This window comes from Ancylobacter sp. G4_0304, assembly GCF_047501495.1.
Classification (GTDB): Bacteria; Pseudomonadota; Alphaproteobacteria; order Rhizobiales; family Xanthobacteraceae; genus Ancylobacter.
On the sequence record NZ_JAZDRM010000027.1, the window covers coordinates 15,993 to 33,640 of the forward strand.

18 protein-coding genes and 1 pseudogene are annotated in these 17,648 nt (G+C 66.0%); all 19 read left to right on the plus strand.

The window, feature by feature from the left end:
- The 19 genes and pseudogenes from VRZ77_RS15505 (at position 1) to VRZ77_RS15595 (ending at position 17,641) form a co-directional block, all read left to right on the plus strand.
- Positions 1-1,608 (plus strand): sensor histidine kinase, encoded by a 1,608-nt coding sequence (locus VRZ77_RS15505; protein ID WP_051886776.1) that lies wholly within the window; start codon positions 1-3, stop codon positions 1,606-1,608.
- Positions 1,609-1,625: 17 nt separating this feature from the next.
- Positions 1,626-1,985, plus strand: a complete 360-nt coding sequence (locus VRZ77_RS15510; protein ID WP_037520727.1) for a response regulator — start codon at positions 1,626-1,628, stop codon at positions 1,983-1,985.
- 139 nt (positions 1,986-2,124) lie between these two features.
- Positions 2,125-2,400: a glutaredoxin 3 gene (grxC, locus tag VRZ77_RS15515; protein WP_037520591.1), complete on the plus strand. Its 276-nt coding sequence runs from the start codon at positions 2,125-2,127 to the stop codon at positions 2,398-2,400.
- Between the two features lies 1 nt (position 2,401).
- Positions 2,402-2,668, plus strand: coding sequence for a hypothetical protein (locus tag VRZ77_RS15520; protein ID WP_037520592.1), 267 nt, complete (start codon positions 2,402-2,404; stop codon positions 2,666-2,668).
- 201 nt (positions 2,669-2,869) lie between these two features.
- A complete protein-coding gene (locus tag VRZ77_RS15525) occupies positions 2,870-3,364 on the plus strand; it encodes a Dps family protein (protein WP_037520728.1) in 495 nt (164 codons plus the stop codon).
- Between the two features lie 29 nt (positions 3,365-3,393).
- The gene (locus VRZ77_RS15530; protein WP_051886777.1) at positions 3,394-4,248 is read left to right on the plus strand and encodes an alpha/beta fold hydrolase; all 855 of its coding nucleotides are present in this window, start codon (positions 3,394-3,396) and stop codon (positions 4,246-4,248) included.
- Between the two features lie 2 nt (positions 4,249-4,250).
- The gene (locus VRZ77_RS15535) at positions 4,251-4,736 is read left to right on the plus strand and encodes a peptide-methionine (S)-S-oxide reductase (protein ID WP_037520593.1); all 486 of its coding nucleotides are present in this window, start codon (positions 4,251-4,253) and stop codon (positions 4,734-4,736) included.
- A 463-nt stretch (positions 4,737-5,199) separates the two neighbouring features.
- The gene (locus VRZ77_RS15540) at positions 5,200-5,430 is read left to right on the plus strand and encodes a helix-turn-helix transcriptional regulator (protein WP_037520594.1); all 231 of its coding nucleotides are present in this window, start codon (positions 5,200-5,202) and stop codon (positions 5,428-5,430) included.
- A 103-nt stretch (positions 5,431-5,533) separates the two neighbouring features.
- A pseudogene (locus tag VRZ77_RS15545) lies at positions 5,534-5,698 on the plus strand (JAB domain-containing protein); the annotation flags it as partial.
- 255 nt (positions 5,699-5,953) lie between these two features.
- Positions 5,954-6,919 (plus strand): galactofuranose ABC transporter, galactofuranose-binding protein YtfQ, encoded by a 966-nt coding sequence (gene ytfQ, locus VRZ77_RS15550; protein WP_414593517.1) that lies wholly within the window; start codon positions 5,954-5,956, stop codon positions 6,917-6,919.
- 95 nt (positions 6,920-7,014) lie between these two features.
- Complete coding sequence (locus VRZ77_RS15555) at positions 7,015-8,580, plus strand: sugar ABC transporter ATP-binding protein (protein WP_414593518.1); 1,566 nt, start codon at positions 7,015-7,017, stop codon at positions 8,578-8,580.
- Positions 8,577-9,581, plus strand: coding sequence for an ABC transporter permease (locus tag VRZ77_RS15560; protein WP_414593519.1), 1,005 nt, complete (start codon positions 8,577-8,579; stop codon positions 9,579-9,581). The genes VRZ77_RS15555 and VRZ77_RS15560 overlap by 4 nt, the downstream gene beginning before the upstream one ends.
- 49 nt (positions 9,582-9,630) lie before the next feature.
- Positions 9,631-10,611 (plus strand): galactofuranose ABC transporter, permease protein YjfF, encoded by a 981-nt coding sequence (gene yjfF / locus VRZ77_RS15565; RefSeq protein ID WP_414593556.1) that lies wholly within the window; start codon positions 9,631-9,633, stop codon positions 10,609-10,611.
- Positions 10,608-11,330 carry a FadR/GntR family transcriptional regulator gene (locus VRZ77_RS15570; RefSeq protein WP_414593520.1) on the plus strand — a complete coding sequence of 241 codons (723 nt, stop codon included), beginning with the start codon at positions 10,608-10,610 and terminating at the stop codon, positions 11,328-11,330. Before yjfF ends, VRZ77_RS15570 begins: the two co-directional genes overlap by 4 nt.
- 11 nt (positions 11,331-11,341) lie before the next feature.
- Positions 11,342-13,087 (plus strand): IlvD/Edd family dehydratase, encoded by a 1,746-nt coding sequence (locus tag VRZ77_RS15575; protein WP_414593521.1) that lies wholly within the window; start codon positions 11,342-11,344, stop codon positions 13,085-13,087.
- Positions 13,088-13,096: 9 nt separating this feature from the next.
- Positions 13,097-14,029, plus strand: a complete 933-nt coding sequence (locus tag VRZ77_RS15580) for a dihydrodipicolinate synthase family protein (RefSeq protein WP_414593557.1) — start codon at positions 13,097-13,099, stop codon at positions 14,027-14,029.
- A 1-nt stretch (position 14,030) separates the two neighbouring features.
- Positions 14,031-15,632, plus strand: a complete 1,602-nt coding sequence (locus tag VRZ77_RS15585) for an aldehyde dehydrogenase (NADP(+)) (protein ID WP_414593522.1) — start codon at positions 14,031-14,033, stop codon at positions 15,630-15,632.
- Complete coding sequence (locus VRZ77_RS15590; protein ID WP_414593523.1) at positions 15,629-16,555, plus strand: Gfo/Idh/MocA family protein; 927 nt, start codon at positions 15,629-15,631, stop codon at positions 16,553-16,555. The genes VRZ77_RS15585 and VRZ77_RS15590 overlap by 4 nt, the downstream gene beginning before the upstream one ends.
- 3 nt (positions 16,556-16,558) lie before the next feature.
- The gene (locus VRZ77_RS15595; RefSeq protein ID WP_414593524.1) at positions 16,559-17,641 is read left to right on the plus strand and encodes an aldose epimerase family protein; all 1,083 of its coding nucleotides are present in this window, start codon (positions 16,559-16,561) and stop codon (positions 17,639-17,641) included.
- Positions 17,642-17,648: the final 7 nt, after the last annotated feature.

Genomic DNA, 17,648 nt, shown 5'->3' on the forward strand with positions numbered 1-17,648 from the left:
GTGCTGAGCCTGAGCGCCAGTGCGGCCGACGCGGGGGCGGTTCAGCGAGCGAAGGCGCTTGCTGAACTCATGGTTCTCGACACACCGGACGAGCAGTCCTTCGACGATCTCGTGTTCGTTGCGGCTAAGGCCTGTGGCGTTCCTATCGCTCTGATCACGCTTCTCGACACCGACCGACAATGGTTCAAGGCCAAGTACGGGCTCGACGTGTGCGAGACGGATATCGAACATTCGGTCTGTCGGATCGACATCGACAAAGGCGACCTCCTAGAGATCGTCGATTTGACAGCCGATGCGCGAACGAAACGCAATCCACTTGTCACCGGCGAGAAGCACTTCAGGGCATATGCTGGCGCGCCGCTTGTCCTTCGATCCGGGGCGGTAGTCGGTCGGCTGTGTGTTATCGATACCGCTCCGCGGCCGGCAGGGCTGAGCGAGATGGAAAGGGCGATGCTCCAGGCGCTTGCCCGTCTCGCCAGCGAGAATCTCGAACTGCGTCGGATCGCCAAGGCTAGCGAGCGCCTAACTGAACTCCAGACTGCTCTTGTTGAGATCGGTGAGGTAATCCGCAGCAGTAGCGGCACAGAGGAGATGACGTCTGGCACCTCTGCCATCGTTGGTCGGACCCTCGCCACGGACCGAGCCGGGTTTGGAACCGTCGACCATGACGTCGAGACGATCAACGTTGAAACACACTGGACCGCACCGGGTGTGATGAGCATCGCCGGTCGACACCGGCTTGACGAGTTTGGGAGTTTGCACAAGCCACTCGTCGATGGCGACCCTCTGATAGTTAGGGACGCCCTGTCTGACGAGCGCGCGCTGCACAATCTCGATGGCGCGTTGCGAATTGGTATTCGCGCAGTGATCGACATGCCAGTGCGCGATCAGGGCAAGACAATTGCCGTTTTCTTTGTGCATTGCGGCACCCCCCGGCTCTGGCCCGCCGAAGAGATTGCATTCTTGCGGAGCGCTGCAGACCGACTTGAGGCAGGGGTCGCTCGGCATCGTGCCGAGCAGCGCCAGCACATCGTAAATGGTGAAATCGCGCATCGCCTGAAGAATACGCTCACCATGGTTCAGGCTATCGCGAGCCAAACCTTGCGAACCGTCACCGACCGCGATGCTGTTTACGCCTTCGAGGGCCGGCTGATGGCATTGAGCGCAGCACACGACGCCCTGCTCCAGACAAGCTGGACACAGGCTGATCTCCAAGCTGTTGCGGCGACCGTCATAGAAGCGATCGGATTTTCGGATCGGGTTAGAATGGCCGGATTGCCCGTGGCGCTAGGGCCAAGAGCGGCGCTGTCCTTTTCCCTCATCGTGCACGAACTTCTAACGAACGCCTGCAAGTACGGCGCTCTGACGAACGACTATGGGAAGGTGTCGCTGTCTTGGGGCGTCGAAGACAGCCAGGACGGCGATCTGCTGAAGATCGAGTGGCGAGAGCAGGGCGGACCTCCCGTTGTGCCGCCGACGCGTAAAGGCTTCGGCTCAAAGCTAATCAGCATCGGTTTGGTCGGTACTGGTGGCGTCGATCTTCGCTTCGATCCAGAAGGCCTCGCGGCGGACCTGCATGCCTCTATGCGCCAGTTGGTCCAGGCTTGATGGAGTACGTGTGTGGAATGAATAAACCAGTGGTGCTTGTCGTGGAAGATGAGCCACTTCTCCGTCTCTTTGCATCGGACATGATTGAAGAAGCCGGCTTCGAAGTGCTGGAAGCATCAGATGCCTCTGCTGCGCTCGTGGCTTTGGAAGAACGGCGCGACATCCGGGTCGTCTTCACCGACGTGGACATGCCGGGCGGCATCGACGGCATCATGCTGGCCATCCGTATTCGAAACAAATGGCCGACCATTCAGATCATAATCACGTCCGGAAGGCCGTGGCCGGAAGAGGCTGTTGTCCCACCGGATATTCCATTCTTTTCCAAGCCATACCGGCAAGACCGGGTGCTGGATGCGGTCAGGAAAATGGCTGCGTGATGACCTGGATCTTGCGGCCTTCCTCAAATCAGCCGTCACGTAGTTTTGCGCCCTCGCTCCCAGCCGTTCGAGAGTCGCGGTGATACTTAGGTTCTGCCGCGAAGGACTCACGTCACGCGTCAACGATTGGAGATGCAAAATGAAGCCAGAGGTCCTCCTCTATGTCACGAGTTGGTGCCCATACTGCCGCCGAGCGAAAGCGCTGCTTACAAAAAAGGGGGTGGCGTTCACGGAAGTCGACATCGAGGCTAGTGCGGAAAACCGAAAAGCGATGATCGACGTCTCAGGTCGAAGCACCGTGCCGCAGATATTCATCAACGGCACGCATGTGGGCGGGTCTGACGAACTCCATGCCCTCGATGCCAGAGGCGGGCTCGACCAGCTACTCGCCATCGAACGGCCACCAGTGACGTGAAATGGAGGAGAAAGAATTCGATACGGCTTTCGCTAGGCTACCGGACGGATATAGCGAGGGCACTTACAAAGCCCGGCGCTTCGGCGTTACAGTCCGCCGCTCCAAAGATGGCCGACGTAACAGCCTTTTTGCCCGAGAGCTGGCTGGAACCGACATCATCAGCTTCAACCTGTACCGCGTCTCAGCGGGCAAGGCTTCACTCAAGCCGTGTGAGATGTCTGCAGAAAAGGTCGTGGCATTCGTGCTCAGCTTTCGACCGGACGCATGAGCTTGGCTTCACCGCTAAACGCCGTGACCGTGATGGGCGCGAACCTGGGCCCCTAGGCTCCTTTCTGGTCGCCTGAACTATCGAAACTATAGTTACAGGTCATTGGACTTCGTCCTGAGGTAAATTCATTTTCTGTACCTTAGCGTGCGAAAGAATCGGCGCTGGTCTCTTGTGCAAGCCATCATTGAGGAAGTCCAAGCGATGACAGACTCCAGTGCTGAAACCGCGCCTTCACCATCTGACCTGGACGAAAGCGCGACCATGACGGTCGCGGATGCGCTGAAGATCATTTTGGCGAACAGCTATGCGGTCTACCTCAAGACCAAGAACTTTCACTGGCATGTCTCGGGCCCGTACTTCAGGGACTACCACCTGCTTCTCGACGAGCAAGCTGCGGAGATCCTCGCTGCTACCGATGCTATGGCTGAGCGCGCCCGGAAGACCGGTAATACGACCATCCGATCGATCGGCGATATCGCCCGCCACCAGACGATCAAGGACAACGACGCGGAGTTCGTCACGCCTCAGGACATGCTGGCGGAATTGCGCGCTGATAATCTTCACATGGTCGAGTCGCTGCGTCGCGCAAAGGACGTCGCCGACCAGGCGAAGGACAATGCGACCTCCGGCCTGATCGATACCTGGACCGACGAGGCGGAACGCCGTGCGTGGTTTCTTTTCGAAGTCAGCCGATAGGATTGCTGCTCAACGGATCGGATCGTTTCATGGCGTCTAACGATGCGCAGACCCAGTTTATGGAGACAGAGAGTGGTAGGATAGCCTTCGACGACACGGGCGGAACCGGACCTGTCGTCATCGGAATTCCGGGAATGGGCGACTTGCGATCCGAGTACCGCCTCGTGAAGCCTATGCTGCAGCATGCGGGATGCCGAGTGGTGACGATGGACGTCCGCGGGTTCGGAGAATCGTCGGCCGAGTGGCCGGACTACTCTGCGCGAGCGGTCAGCCGTGACGCCATCTCCATCCTCCAACAGTTGGGTGCCGGTCCAGCCACGATCATGGGCAACTCGTTCGCGGCCGGGTCTGCGCTCTGGGCTGCCAGGGAGTCTCCTGGCCTCGTCAACGGGGTGGTGCTGCTCGGGCCGATTGTCCGCGATCTTCCCCTCAAGACGATCCAGAAACTTGTCCTCTCGCTCGGATGCGCAGGCCCGTGGCGTACTTGGTTCTGGACCACGTACTGGAGCAGCCTTTTTCCGACGAAGCCGGCACCGGATCATGCTGAAGTGAAAGCGGCAATCGCCGCAAACCTCCGAGAGCCAAAACGCATGCAGGCTCTCTTGAAGATGCTGTCATTGTCGAAGTCTGACACCGCAGCGATCCTAGACGAAGTCTCCGTGCCGAGCCTCATCGTGATGGGCTCGAAGGATCCAGACTTCCCGGACCCCGTCGAAGAAGCTCGGAGCTTGGCTTCGAGGCTCAATGCCGAAACCATGATTGTTGCGGGCGCCGGGCACTACCCTCATGTAGAAATGGCGGACGATGTCGGACAGCGGATCATCGCGTTCGTCCGCCAGCTCGATAAGTCCGGCCCAGCCGTTGTGCCTTTGCGTAGGAGTTGAGGATGGCAAAGGTCGGCTTTGGTGGAGGCTGCCACTGGTGCACCGAGGGTGTTTTCCAAGCGTTGCGCGGCGTCACGCAGGTCGACCAGGGTTTTCTACAATCGATGGCGCCGGCAGACACCTGGGCGGAGGGGGTGATCGTCACCTTCGATCCCACGGTCATTGGATTGACGACGCTGTCCGAGGTCCATCTCAGGACGCACTCCGCCACTCGAGCCCGTTCGCTCCAAAGCAAATACCGCAGTGCAATTTACATATTTGAAGAGAGCCAGCGACATGAAGCTGAGCAAGCGGTTGCCCGCTTGGGCGAAGAGTCTAGCGAGACAGTGCACACCTTGGTGCTATCGTTTGCAGGCTTTAAGGCGTCGGATGCGCGCTACCAGAACTACTATCGAACCGATCCGAGTAGGCCTTTCTGTCAGCGCTACATTGATCCGAAGCTGGCGTATATTCGACAGCACTATTCAGCGTTTGCTCTGCCCAGATAGCCTGAAAGAGCGCTTAGGCATCCTTCCCCCGAGCCAGCACCGTATGCTCGGTGAACGCGATGGCTAGTCCAACATAGATGGCTTATCACAGGACGGGGTAGCGGCTGGGCCGAGCCTCATATTTGGACAAAAGGCGTTTCTTTCCTCGCCCGCACACCCGCTACAAAGTCCCCACCGGAACGGCCCACAATTCCATAGCGCAGCATCTGACCGGCGCCGGGCGCTGGCGAAGGCATCGCGGCCGAACCCGCCTATGTGCCCCCTACGCTATCCGTTTCTCCGACACCTGCCCGGAACACCTTCCACGGCTGTGAATGACGCAGCATGTATGTCCGTGCGGAAGCGTGAGGCACCGATTCCGGGCACTCAAATACAAGCCCGAAAGCGGCCTGAGGAGACTACCGCTACGATCAACTGAAGACGCGGCGGGACGGCCTGGATCGTGCAGCCGAAGGAGGCGATAGTGTCAGATAGCAAATTCCTTACCCCTGACGAGGTGGCTGAACGCTACCGTGGCGGCATTTCAGTCGGGACTCTTCGAAATTGGCGCGCGATGCGTCTCGGACCGTCCTACGTGAAAATTGGCAAAGCTGTGCTTTATCCCCTCGATGAGCTTGATGCGTGGGACGAAAAGAATAAGGTCCAGTGCCGTGCATCAAAGGGCCTCGAAGAGCGCACGTATGATCAGCCGTGATCGTCACGCTCGGTCATCGCGAACCGCCCCCAATCCCCGGAACCATTCGGCACCTCTAAGCGAAGTAGATCATATAAATCAACACGTTATGCGGACCATATGGATGGTTCACAACCACCCGTCCGGCGACCCGACGCCCTCGCAGGCCGACATCCAGATGACGCGCACCATCGTCGACGTGGCCAAGCCGCTGGGCATCGAGGTGCATGACCACATCATCGTCGGCAAGGACGGCCATGCCTCGCTGCGCGGGCTCAGGCTGATCTGAGCGCTGTCGGGATTCAGGGGGGTGAGGCAAAGCCTGCCCGTCCGTTGGCGCCACTCGATCTTTACTCGCACTAGCCGCTCCGCGCCGGGCCCTTTGCCCAGCCGCGGTGGTGTATGCGTGGCAAAACGCGCGGGACGACGCTTCGCTAAAAAGTCAAACAGTATGACTATTCAGCCGTTCTATCCTGTGTCATAGATGCCCCGTCCGAACGTGCCCGGCAGTGGCACGAGGGCATGACCCCATGGGAGAGCGCCAATGAAACTCAAAGCCATGCTTCTCGCGACCGCCTTTGCCGGCGGGCTTTTCGTCGCCGGCGCCCAAGCGGCGGACCTGACCATTGGTTTCTCGCAGATCGGCTCGGAATCGGGCTGGCGCGCGGCTGAGACCACCGTCTCGAAGTCCGAAGCCAAGAAGCGCAACATCACCTTCAAGATCGCCGACGCCCAGCAGAAGCAGGAGAACCAGATCAAGGCGATCCGCTCCTTCATCGCGCAGGGCGTGGACGCGATCTTCCTCGCGCCGGTCGTCGCCACCGGCTGGGACTCGGTGCTGAAGGAAGCGAAGGAAGCCAAGATTCCGGTCGTGCTGCTCGATCGCGATATCGATCCCGCCGGCAAGGACCTCTACCTGACCGCCGTCACGTCGGATTCGGTACATGAGGGCAAGGTCGCGGGCGAATGGCTGGTGAAGACCGTCGCCGGCAAGCCGTGCAACGTTGTCGAACTTCAGGGCACCGTCGGCGCCTCGGTCGCCACCAACCGCAAGAAGGGCTTCGAGGACGGCATTGCCGGCGCCTCGAACGTCAAGATCGTCCGCAGCCAGACCGGCGACTTCACCCGTGCCAAGGGCAAGGAAGTGATGGAGAGCTTCATCAAGGCCGAAGGCGGCGGCAAGAACATCTGCGCGGTCTATGCGCATAATGACGACATGATGGTGGGCGCCATCCAGGCGATGAAGGAAGCCGGGCTGAAGCCGGGCACCGACGTGCTCACCGTATCGATCGACGCCGTGCCGGACATCTTCAAGGCGATGGCGGCCGGCGAGGCCAATGCCACGGTCGAACTGACGCCCAATATGGCTGGCCCGGCCTTCGACGCCGTCCTTGCCTACAAGGCCAAGGGCACCGTGCCGCCGAAGTGGATCCAGACGGAATCGAAGCTTTACACCCAGGCCGACAATCCCATGGCGGTCTACGAGTCCAAGAAGGACCTCGGCTACTGAGCCGATCGCGCGGCTCGCTCGAGCGCGCCGCTCCGCCCGGCCGCGACCCGTCATCCCCGGCGCGTCGCGGCCGACGGTCCCCTTCGGAGGCTCTCATGCATTCCCCTGATCCGACCCTTCCGCCGACCGCTGCCGCCCATGCGCGGCCGCCGCTGCTCGACGTGGCGGGCTTCAGCAAGTCCTTTGCCGGCTTCGTTGCGCTTAAGCAGGTCGACTTCACGCTGCGCCATGGGGAGATTCATGCCCTGCTGGGCGAGAACGGCGCCGGCAAATCGACCCTCATCAAGACGATGACCGGCGTGGTACAGCGCGACCTCGGGACCCTGCGCCTCGACGGCGAGGAGATATCGCCGCGCTCGGCCGCCGAGGCGGCGCAGGCCGGCATCGCCACGGTCTATCAGGAAGTGAACCTCGCCCCGAACCTCTCGGTCGCGCAGAACCTGTTTCTCGGCCGCCAGCCGACGCGGTTCGGGCTGGTGCGCGATCGCGAGATGCGCCGGCGCGCCGAGGCACTGCTCGCCGAGTTCGGCCTGTCGATCGACGTCAGCGCGCCGCTTGAGAGCTATTCCGTCGCGATCCAGCACATCGTTGCCATCGCTCGCGCCGTCGACCAGTCCGCGCGCGTGCTGATCCTCGACGAGCCGACGGCGAGCCTCGACGCCCACGAGGTCGAGGTGCTGTTCGCCGTGATGCGCCAGCTCAAGGCGCGCGGCATCGGCATCGTGTTCGTCACCCATTTCCTCGATCAGGTCTATACGATCTGCGACCGTATCACCGTGCTGCGCAATGGCCGCCTCGCCGGCACCGCGCCGATCGCGGAGCTGCCGCGGATCGAACTCGTTACGCTAATGCTGGGCCGCGAACTGAGCGAGGCGACGTCGGCGCGCCGCGGGCCTGTGACCGCCCCGGTGCGCGAGCCCGTCGCGGTCTTCGAGGGCTATGGCAAGGCCGGCTATCTCGCCCCCTTCGACCTCTCCTTGCATGCCGGCCAAGTCGTCGGCCTCGCCGGGCTGCTCGGCTCCGGGCGCACCGAGACGGTCCGCCTGGTGTTCGGAGTCGAGAAGGCGGATTGCGGCGCGGCGCGGACGGGGGAGGGCGCGGGGACGGTGGGCTCGCCGCGCGAGGCGATGCGGCTCGGCTTCGGCTATTGCCCGGAGGAGCGCAAGACCGAGGGCATCGTCGCCGAGCTTTCGGTGCGTGAGAACATCGTGCTGGCGCTTCAGGCCCAGCGCGGGCCGCTGCGGCCGCTGTCGCGCCGTGAGCAGGACGAGATTGCGGCGCGGTTCATCCGGCTGCTCGACATCCGTCCGCCCGATCCTTCCCGTCCCATCGGCCTGCTCTCCGGCGGCAACCAGCAGAAGGCGCTGCTCGCCCGCTGGCTCGCCACCAAGCCGCGCCTGCTCATCCTCGACGAGCCGACGCGCGGCATCGATGTCGGCGCCCATGCCGAGATCATCAAGTTGATCCGCGATCTGTGCGCCGAGGGCATGGCGCTGCTGGTCGTCTCCTCGGAGCTGGAGGAACTCGTGACCTATGCCGACGAGGTGGTCGTGCTGCGCGACCGCGCCCATGTCGCCCGCCTGCGCGGCGAGGCGGTCACGGTGCCCTCCATCCTCGCCGCGATCGCCGAGGCGCCGGCTTCGGCCGCGATGCCGGCATGAGGGAGGGTAGCGTGGCGCGACGTCTTCCATCCATCGGCACCTCGCAGGTCGTCGCGCTCGCGGTGATCCTCGCCGCGAACTGGCTGGTGTCGCCGCAGTTCTTCGACATTCGCCTGCAGGACGGGAGGCTGTTCGGCAGCCTCATCGACGTGCTGAACCGCGGCGCGCCGGTCGCGCTGCTGTCGATCGGCATGGTGCTGGTCATCGCCATGCGCGGCATCGACCTGTCGGTCGGCGCGGTCATGGCGATCTGCGGGGCGATCGCGGCCAGCCTCGCCGACAGCCATTCACTGCCCGTGGTGCTGGCGGCGGCGCTCGGCGCCGGGCTCGCCTGCGGCCTGTGGAACGGCTTCCTGGTCGCCGTGCTCGGCATCCAGCCGATCGTGGCGACGCTCATCCTGATGGTGGCGGGGCGCGGCATCGCGCAGCTCATCACCGAGGGCCGCATCGTCACCTTCACCTCGCCGGAGCTTGCCTTTCTCGGCGGCGGGTCGGTGCTCGGCCTGCCGACCCCGGTGGTGCTCACGCTGGGCATGCTGGCGCTGACACTGCTCATCGTGCGCGGCACCGCGCTCGGGCTGATGATCGAGGCCACCGGCGGCAATCCGCGCGCCAGCGCGCTCGCCGGCATCGGGACACGGCTCATTACAGTTTCGGTCTATATGTGGAGCGGCCTGTGCGCGGCGCTCGCCGGCATCGTCGCCAGCGCGGATATCCTTGGCGCTGACGCCAACAATGCCGGGCTGTGGCTGGAGCTGGACGCCATCCTCGCCGTGGTGATCGGCGGCACCTCGCTGTTCGGCGGGCGCTTCTCCATCATCCTGGCGGTGGTTGGCGCGCTCATCATCCAGGCGATGAACACCGGCATCCTGCTCTCGGGCCTGCCGCCCGAGACCAATCTCGTCGTGAAGGCGGTCGTGGTGCTCACCGTCCTGCTGGCGCAGTCACCACGTCTCGGCGGCTATGTCGCCGGTTTTTCCTTCCGCCGCCGGAAGCCGTGAGGAGGCACTCTTGACCCGCTCGCCCGCTGCCTCGCTTCTCGGCCGGCTCATGCCGGTGATCGCCACCACCGTAGTGTTCGTCGCCGGCTTTCTCCTCTGTTCGGCGGCCTATCCGAACTTCGCCTCGCTGCGCGTGGTCATGAACCTGCTCACCGACAATGCCTTCCTCGGCATCGTCGCGGTCGGCATGACCTTCGTGATCATCTCCGGCGGTATCGACCTCTCGGTCGGTTCGGTGATCGGCTTCACCACCGTGTTCCTGGCGCTGGCGATCGAGCGGCTGGGCATGCCGCCGCTCGTCGCCTTCGTGGCAATCCTCGCGATCTGCGCCGCCTTCGGCGCGGCCATGGGCGCGGTCATCCAGTATTTCGAGCTACCGCCCTTCATCGTTACGCTTGCCGGCATGTTCCTGGCGCGCGGGGTGAGCTTCCTGCTCTCCACCGAATCCCTCCCGATCACCGCCGATCTGTATGCGCACCTGTCCGATCACGCGGTGGCGCTCGGCGGCGGGGCGCGGCTGACCGTGCCGGCCATGATCATGCTGGCGGTGGTGCTGGGCGGCATGGTGCTGCTGCACCTCACCCGCTTCGGTGCCAATGTCTATGCGCTGGGCGGCTCGCGCGTCGCGACGGGACTTATGGGCATCAACGTCGCCCGCACCACGGTGCTGATCTACACGCTCTCCAGCGTGCTCGCCGGGCTCGCGGGCATCGTGTTCTCGCTCTACACCTCGTCGGGCTACTCGCTTTCCGCCGTGGGCGTCGAGCTCGACGCCATCGCGGCGGTGGTGATCGGCGGCACGCTGCTGTCCGGCGGCTATGGCTTCGTGTTCGGCTCCTTCCTCGGCGTGCTGATCCAGGGCCTGATCCAGACCTACATCAGCTTCGACGGCTCGCTGTCGAGCTGGTGGGCGAAGATCGCGACCGGGCTCCTGCTCTTCGCCTTCATCGCCTTCCAGCAGCTGACCCTCCATCTCGCCCGCCGCCCGCGGCGCCGTTCACGCCTCGCCGCCGCAGGAGCCGCGCCATGACCTCGCAGATCATCGTCATCCCCGCGCGCCGCGCCCATTCCAACCATGGCGAGGTCGCCCGGACCATCGGCATCGACATCATCGCCGGGCGCTATGGCGAGGGCTGCAAGCTGCCGGGCGACGCCGAGCTTACCTTGCTGTTCGGCGTCTCCCGCCCAGTGCTGCGCGAGAGCGTGAAGACGCTGGTCGCCAAGGGCCTGCTTTCCACCAAGGCCCGCGTCGGCACCGTGGTGCGCGAGCGCGCCTTCTGGAACATGTTCGATCCCGACGTGCTGGCCTGGCACCTCGACGCCGGCATCGACAAGCGCTTCCTGCGCGACCTCTCGGAAATCCGGCTGGCCGTGGAACCCCGCGCCGCGGCGCTGGCCGCCGAGCGCCATAGCGAGGAGGACCTCGCGGTGATGCGCGAGGCCGTGGCCCGCATGAAGGTGGAGCCCGGCGCCTCGGACCGTTTCGCCGATGCCGATCTCACCCTTCATGTCGCGGTGGCCACGGCCTCGGGCAACCCGTTCATGCGTTCGATCGGCGCGGTGATCGAGGCGGCGCTGCGCGCCTCCTTCACGCTGAGCGCGCCGGGCGATGCGCGCGAGCACGACATCGCGGTCGCCGCGCATGAGCGCATCGTCGAGGCGATCGGCGACCGCGATGCCGAGGCTGCCGCCGCAGCGATGACCAACGTGATCTTCAATGGCCTGCGCCGCCATGGCGCGGCCGGCTGAACGGGTGCCCCATGAGTAACGACGATCCGACCAAAGGCACGAAGGCGCTGCGCAGCCAGCAATGGTTCGGCCGCCAGGACAAGATGGGGTTCTACTACCGCTCCTTCCTGAAGAATTCCGGCCAGCCGCAGGACCGCTTCGAGGGCCGCCCGGTGATCGGCATCTGCAACACCTGGTCGGAACTCACTCCCTGCAACATCCATTTCCGCGACCTCGCCGAGCATGTGCGGCGCGGCGTGCTGGATGCGGGCGGCTATCCGCTGGAGTTTCCGGTCTCCTCGCTCGGCGAGGTGACGATGCGCCCGACCGCCATGCTGTTCCGCAACCTCGCCTCCATGGATGTCGAGGAGGCGATCCGCGCGCACCCGCTCGACGGCGTGGTGCTGCTGATGGGCTGCGACAAGACCACGCCGGCGCTCCTGATGGGCGCGGCCTCCGCCGACCTGCCGGCCATCGGCGTCTCCGGCGGGCCGCAGCTGCGCGGGGTCTATCGCGGCCAGATCATCGGCTCCGGCACCAACATCATCTCGATGAGCGAGCAACTGCGCGCCGGCGAGATCACGCTGGCGGAATTCCATGAGGCCGAGGCGGCGATGAACCGATCCTCCGGCTCCTGCATGACCATGGGCACCGCCTCCACCATGGCCTCGATGGTCGAGGCGCTGGGTCTCGGCATGCCAGAAAACGCGGCGATTCCCGCCGTCGACGCCCGGCGCAACCTGCTGGCCCGCATGGCCGGCCGGCGCATTGTCGAGATGGTGGGCGAGGACCTTAAGCCCTCTGAGATCCTCACCCGCGCCGCCTTCGAGAATGCCATCCGCACGCTGGCCGCGATCGGTGGCTCCACCAATGCGGTGGTGCATCTGCTCGCAATCGCCGGCCGGGTCGGCGTCGAGCTGACGCTGGCCGATTTCGACCGGCTCGGCCGCGACATGCATTGCCTCGTCGACCTGATGCCATCCGGCCGCTTCCTAATGGAGGATTTCTACTATGCCGGCGGTCTGCCGGCGGTGTTGCGCGCGCTCGGCGAGCGCGGCCTGCTGCACAAGGACGCGCGCACCGTGAACGGGCGCAGCATCTGGGAGAATGTCGAGAAGGCGCCGAACTACAATCCCGAGGTCATCACCTCCTTTGAGGCGCCGTTCAAGGTCGATGCCGGCATCGCCATCCTCACCGGCAACCTCGCCCCGAATGGCGCGGTCATCAAGCCCAGCGCCGCCTCGCCTCAACTGATGCAGCACACCGGCCGCGCCGTGGTGTTCGAGAGCGTCGAGGAGATGCACCACGCGGTGAACGACGAGGCGCTCGACATCGACGAGAGCTGCATCATGGTGCTGAAGAACTGCGGGCCGAAGGGCTATCCCGGCATGGCCGAGGTCGGCAACATGCCGCTGCCCGCCAAGCTGCTGCGTCAGGGCGTGCGCGATATGATCCGCATTTCCGATGCCCGCATGTCCGGCACGGCCTATGGCACGGTGGTGCTGCACGTCGCGCCCGAGGCGACCGCCGGCGGGCCGCTGGCGCTGGTGCGCAACGGCGATCTCATCACGCTCGACGTCCCCGCCCGCTCGCTGCACCTGCATGTGGACGAGGCCGAGCTCGCCGCCCGCCGCGCCGCCTGGGTGCCGCCGGAGCCCCATGCCAGCCGCGGCTACCAGCGCCTGTACATCGACCATGTGCTGCAGGCCGACCGCGGCGCCGATTTCGATTTCCTCGTCGGGCGCACCGGCTCGCCGGTCCCGCGCGACAACCACTGAGGCTGCATGATGACGACCACCGCCGCCGCCGGCCCCTATAAGGGCGTCTTCCCTGTCGCGCCGACCGTGTTCGACGCCGAGGGCCGGCTCGACCTCGACGGCCAGAAGCGCGCCATCGATTTCATGATCGATGCCGGCTCCCATGGTCTGTGCATCCTCGCCAATTTCTCCGAGCAGTTCGTGCTGACCGACGAGGAGCGCGATCTCGTGATGGAGACGGTGCTGGATCATGTCGCCGGCCGGGTGCCGGTGATCGTCACCACCACCCATTTCGCCACCCATATCTGCGCCGAGCGATCAAGGCGGGCGCAGGAGCTGGGCGCGGCCATGGTGATGATCATGCCGCCCTATCACGGCGCCACCTTCCGCGTGCCGGAAGCCTCCATCTACGCCTTCTACAAGGCGGTCTCCGATGCCATCGACATCCCGATCATGGTGCAGGATGCCCCCGTGGCCGGCACGCCGCTCTCCGTGCCCTTCCTCGCGAAGATGGCGCGCGAGATCGAGCACCTCGCCTATTTCAAGATCGAGGTGCCGCAGGCCGCCGGCAAGCTGCGCGCGCTGATCGAGGCCGGCGGCGACGCCATCATCGGGCCGTGGGACGGCGAGGAGGCGATCACCCTGATGGCCGATCTCGACGCCGGCGCCACCGGCGCCATGACCGGCGGCGGTTACCCGGACGGCATCCGCCAGATCCTCGACCCCTATGTCGCGGGTGACCGCGAGGCGGCACTCGACGCCTATATGCGCTGGCTGCCGCTGATCAACTACGAGAACCGGCAGACCGGCCTCGCCGCGTGCAAGATCCTGATGAAGGAAGGTGGCGTCATCGCCCATGACACGCTGCGCGCGCCGCTGCCGCCGGTCCACCCCGCCACGCGCGCCGGGCTGATCGAGATCGCCCGCCGGCTCGATCCCCTCGTTCTGCGCTGGGGCAAATGACATGACCACACGCGACATGATCACCGGCGCCATCCTCATCGGCTCGCGCGACCTGTCCACTACCGCGACGTTCCGTGCCGTCGACCCGTCGCGCGGCGTCGAGATCGAGCCGGCCTTCAGCGAGGCGGGGCCGGCCGAGGTCGAGAGTGCCGCACGCCTTGCGGCGGAGGCCTTCCCGCTCTACCGCGCCACCGTGCCGGAACGGCGGGCCGCCTTTCTCGACCTGATAGCGGCCAAGATCGAGGCCATCGGCGACGCCCTGATCGAGCGGGCGATGCAGGAGACCGGCCTGCCGGCAGCTCGGCTGCAGGGCGAGCGGGCCCGCACCATCGGACAGTTGCGGCTGTTCGCGGGCTGGGTGCGCGCCGGCGGCGCCGACGAGCCGCGGCTCGATCCGCCGCAGCCCGACCGCAAGCCCCTGCCGCGCGCGGATCTGCGGCTGCGCCATATCGGCGTTGGGCCGGTGGCGGTGTTCGGCGCCTCCAATTTCCCGCTGGCCTTTTCGGTGGCCGGCGGCGACACCGCCTCCGCGCTCGCCGCCGGCTGTCCGGTCATCGTCAAGGGCCACCCCGCCCATCCCGGCACTTCCGAGCTGGTTGGCCGCGCGATCCGCGAGGCGGTACGGGAGAGCGGTCTGCCGGAGGGCGTGTTTTCGCTGCTCACCGGTCGCTCCAACGAACTGGGCGGCGCGCTGGTCGCCGATCCCCGCATCATGGCGGTCGGCTTCACCGGCTCCCGCGCCGGCGGCCTCGCCCTGATGAGGATCGCCGCGAACCGCCCGGTGCCGATCCCGGTCTATGCCGAGATGAGCAGCATCAATCCGGTGTTCCTGCTGCCCACCGCGCTGGCCGAACGCGCCGAGGCGCTGGCCGCCGGCTTCGTCGCCTCACTGACGCTGGGCGCGGGCCAGTTCTGCACCAATCCGGGGCTCGTCATCGCCCTTGCGGGCGAGGGGTTCGACCGCTTCATCACCGCCGCCGGCACGGCGGTTTCGGCGGCGCCGGCGGCGACCATGCTCACCCCCGGCATCGCCGGCGCCTATGGCAAGGGTGTCGCTGGGCTCGAAGGCAGTGCCGGTGTGACGGAGATTGCCCGGGGCGCCGATGCAGGGCCGAACAGTTGCCGCCCGGCTCTGTTCGTGGCGCAGGCGGGCGCCTTCCTTACCGAGCCCGTGCTTTCGCACGAGGTGTTCGGCGCGTCGTCCCTCGTCATACGCTGCGCCGACGCGGCCGAGATGCGGGAGGTCGCCCGCGCGCTGGAAGGCCAGCTCACCGCCACGCTGCATCTGGAACCGGCGGATCACGCGCTGGCGGCGGAGCTGCTGCCGCTGCTGGAGGAGAAGGCCGGGCGTATCCTCGCCAATGGCTGGCCGACCGGCGTCGAGGTCTGCCACGCCATGGTTCATGGCGGCCCGTTCCCGGCCACCGGCGACGCGCGCTCCACCTCGGTCGGCACGCTCGCCATCCGCCGCTTCCTGCGGCCGGTCTGCTACCAGGATCTGCCGGACGCGCTGCTGCCCCCCGCGGTGCGGGACGGCAATCCCCTGCACCTGCCGCGCCTCGTCGACGGCATCATGGACGCCCCCACGGAGCCCCGCTCATGAACCCGCTCCGCCTCGCCATTGTCGGCCTCGGCAAGATCGCCCGCGACCAGCACATTCCCGCCATCGCCGCGACGCCGGGCATCGAACTCGCGGCAGTCGCCAGCCGCAACGCGGCGCTCGACGGCATCGCCCATTTCGCCACGCTCGACGACATGCTGGCGGACGGGCTGGAGATCGACGCGGTCGCGCTGTGCACGCCGCCTCAGGTCCGGCGCGGCCAGGCCGCGCTCGCGCTGGCCTCAGGCAAGCATGTGCTGCTGGAGAAGCCGCCCGGCGCGACGGTGAGCGAGCTGGCGCCGCTGACGGCGGCGGCAGAGGCGACCGGCCGCACCCTGTTCGCCACCTGGCACTCGCGCTTCGCGGCTGCCGTCGAGCCGGCGCGGGCCTTCCTCGCGGATCACAACATTCGCTCGGTGACCATCGAGTGGAAGGAGGATGTGCGGGTCTGGCATCCGGGGCAGGAATGGATCTGGGAGCCGGGCGGGCTCGGCGTGTTCGATCCGGCGATCAACGCGCTGTCGATCCTCACCCGCATCCTGCCGCGCCCGGTGTTCCTCACCTCAGCGCATCTCGCCTTTCCCGCCAATCGGGCGGCGCCGATCGCCGCCGAGCTGGACATGGCCGACACGGAAGGCGTGCCGATCCGCGCCGAGCTCGATTTCCTGCAGACCGGCTCGCAGACCTGGGACATCCGCGTCGAAACCGACGCCGGCAATCTCACTCTGTCCTCCGGCGGCGCGAAGCTGTTCCATGACGGCGTGGCGCTGATCAACGCGAAGGAGGCGGAATATGCCGGCATCTACCGGCATTTCGTCGAGCTGATCCGCGCCGGGCGCTCCGACGTCGACGCCACCCCGCTCGCCCTCGTTGCCGACGCCTTCCTGCTTGGCCGGCGCACCATTGTCGACCCTTTCGAGTACTGAGCGATGAGCACCGCTTCCGCCCTCGACACGCTCCAGATCGACCGCTTCGGCACGCTGCCCGACGGCGCGCCGGTGGAGTGCATCCGCCTGCGGGGGGCGGACGGGTTCGAAGTGGCGATCCTCACGTTGGGCGCCACCGTGCAGGCTCTGCATGTGCCGGACCGCGACGGCACGCCGGGGGATGTCGTGCTCGGCCACGACACGCCGGAGGACTATCTGCGGGAGCGCCGCTTCTTCGGCGCGACGGTCGGGCGCTACGCCAACCGCATCGCGGGCGGGCGCTTCGCGCTCGACGGGCGGAGCTGCCGCATTCCGGCCAATGACGGGCCGAACGCGCTCCATGGCGGGCCGGACGGCTTCGACCGCCGGCTCTGGACCATCGAGGAGGCGACCGGCGGCGCCGCGCCCTCGGTCACGCTCGGCCTCGTCAGCCCGGACGGCGACCAGGGCTTTCCCGGCGAGCTGCGCGTGCGCGTCACCTACCGCGTCAGCGGCACCGAGCTCGGCATCACTTTCGAGGCGACGACCACGGCGCCGACCATCGTCAACCTCACCCATCACGGCTATTTCAACCTCGCCGGCGTCGAGCAGGCCGGCGACGTGCTCGGCCATGTCCTCACGCTCCACGCCGACGCCTATCTGCCGGTCGACGCCGGGGCGATCCCGACCGGCGGTCCGGCCGCCGTGGCCGGCACGCCGTTCGATTTCCGCAGCGCGACCCCGATCGGCGAGCGGATCCGCGAGGCGCATGAAGAGCTCCAGCTCGGGCGCGGCTACGATCATAATTTTTGCCTGCGCGACCCGGCGGCCGATGCGCCGCGCCTCGCCGCCCGTGTCGAGCACCCTGGCTCCGGACGGGTGATGGAGCTGTTCACCGATCAGCCGGGCCTGCAGTTCTATTCCGGCAATTTCCTCGACGGCACGGCGGCGGGGAAGTTTGGGCGGCTCCATCGCCAGTCCGATGCCTTCTGCCTGGAACCGCAAGCCTGGCCCGATTCGCCGAACCGGCCCGACTTCCCGTCCGCGCGGCTCGACCCCGGCGAGACCTATCGCCACGTCTCGATCTACCGCTTCTCGACCCTTTGACCCCGGA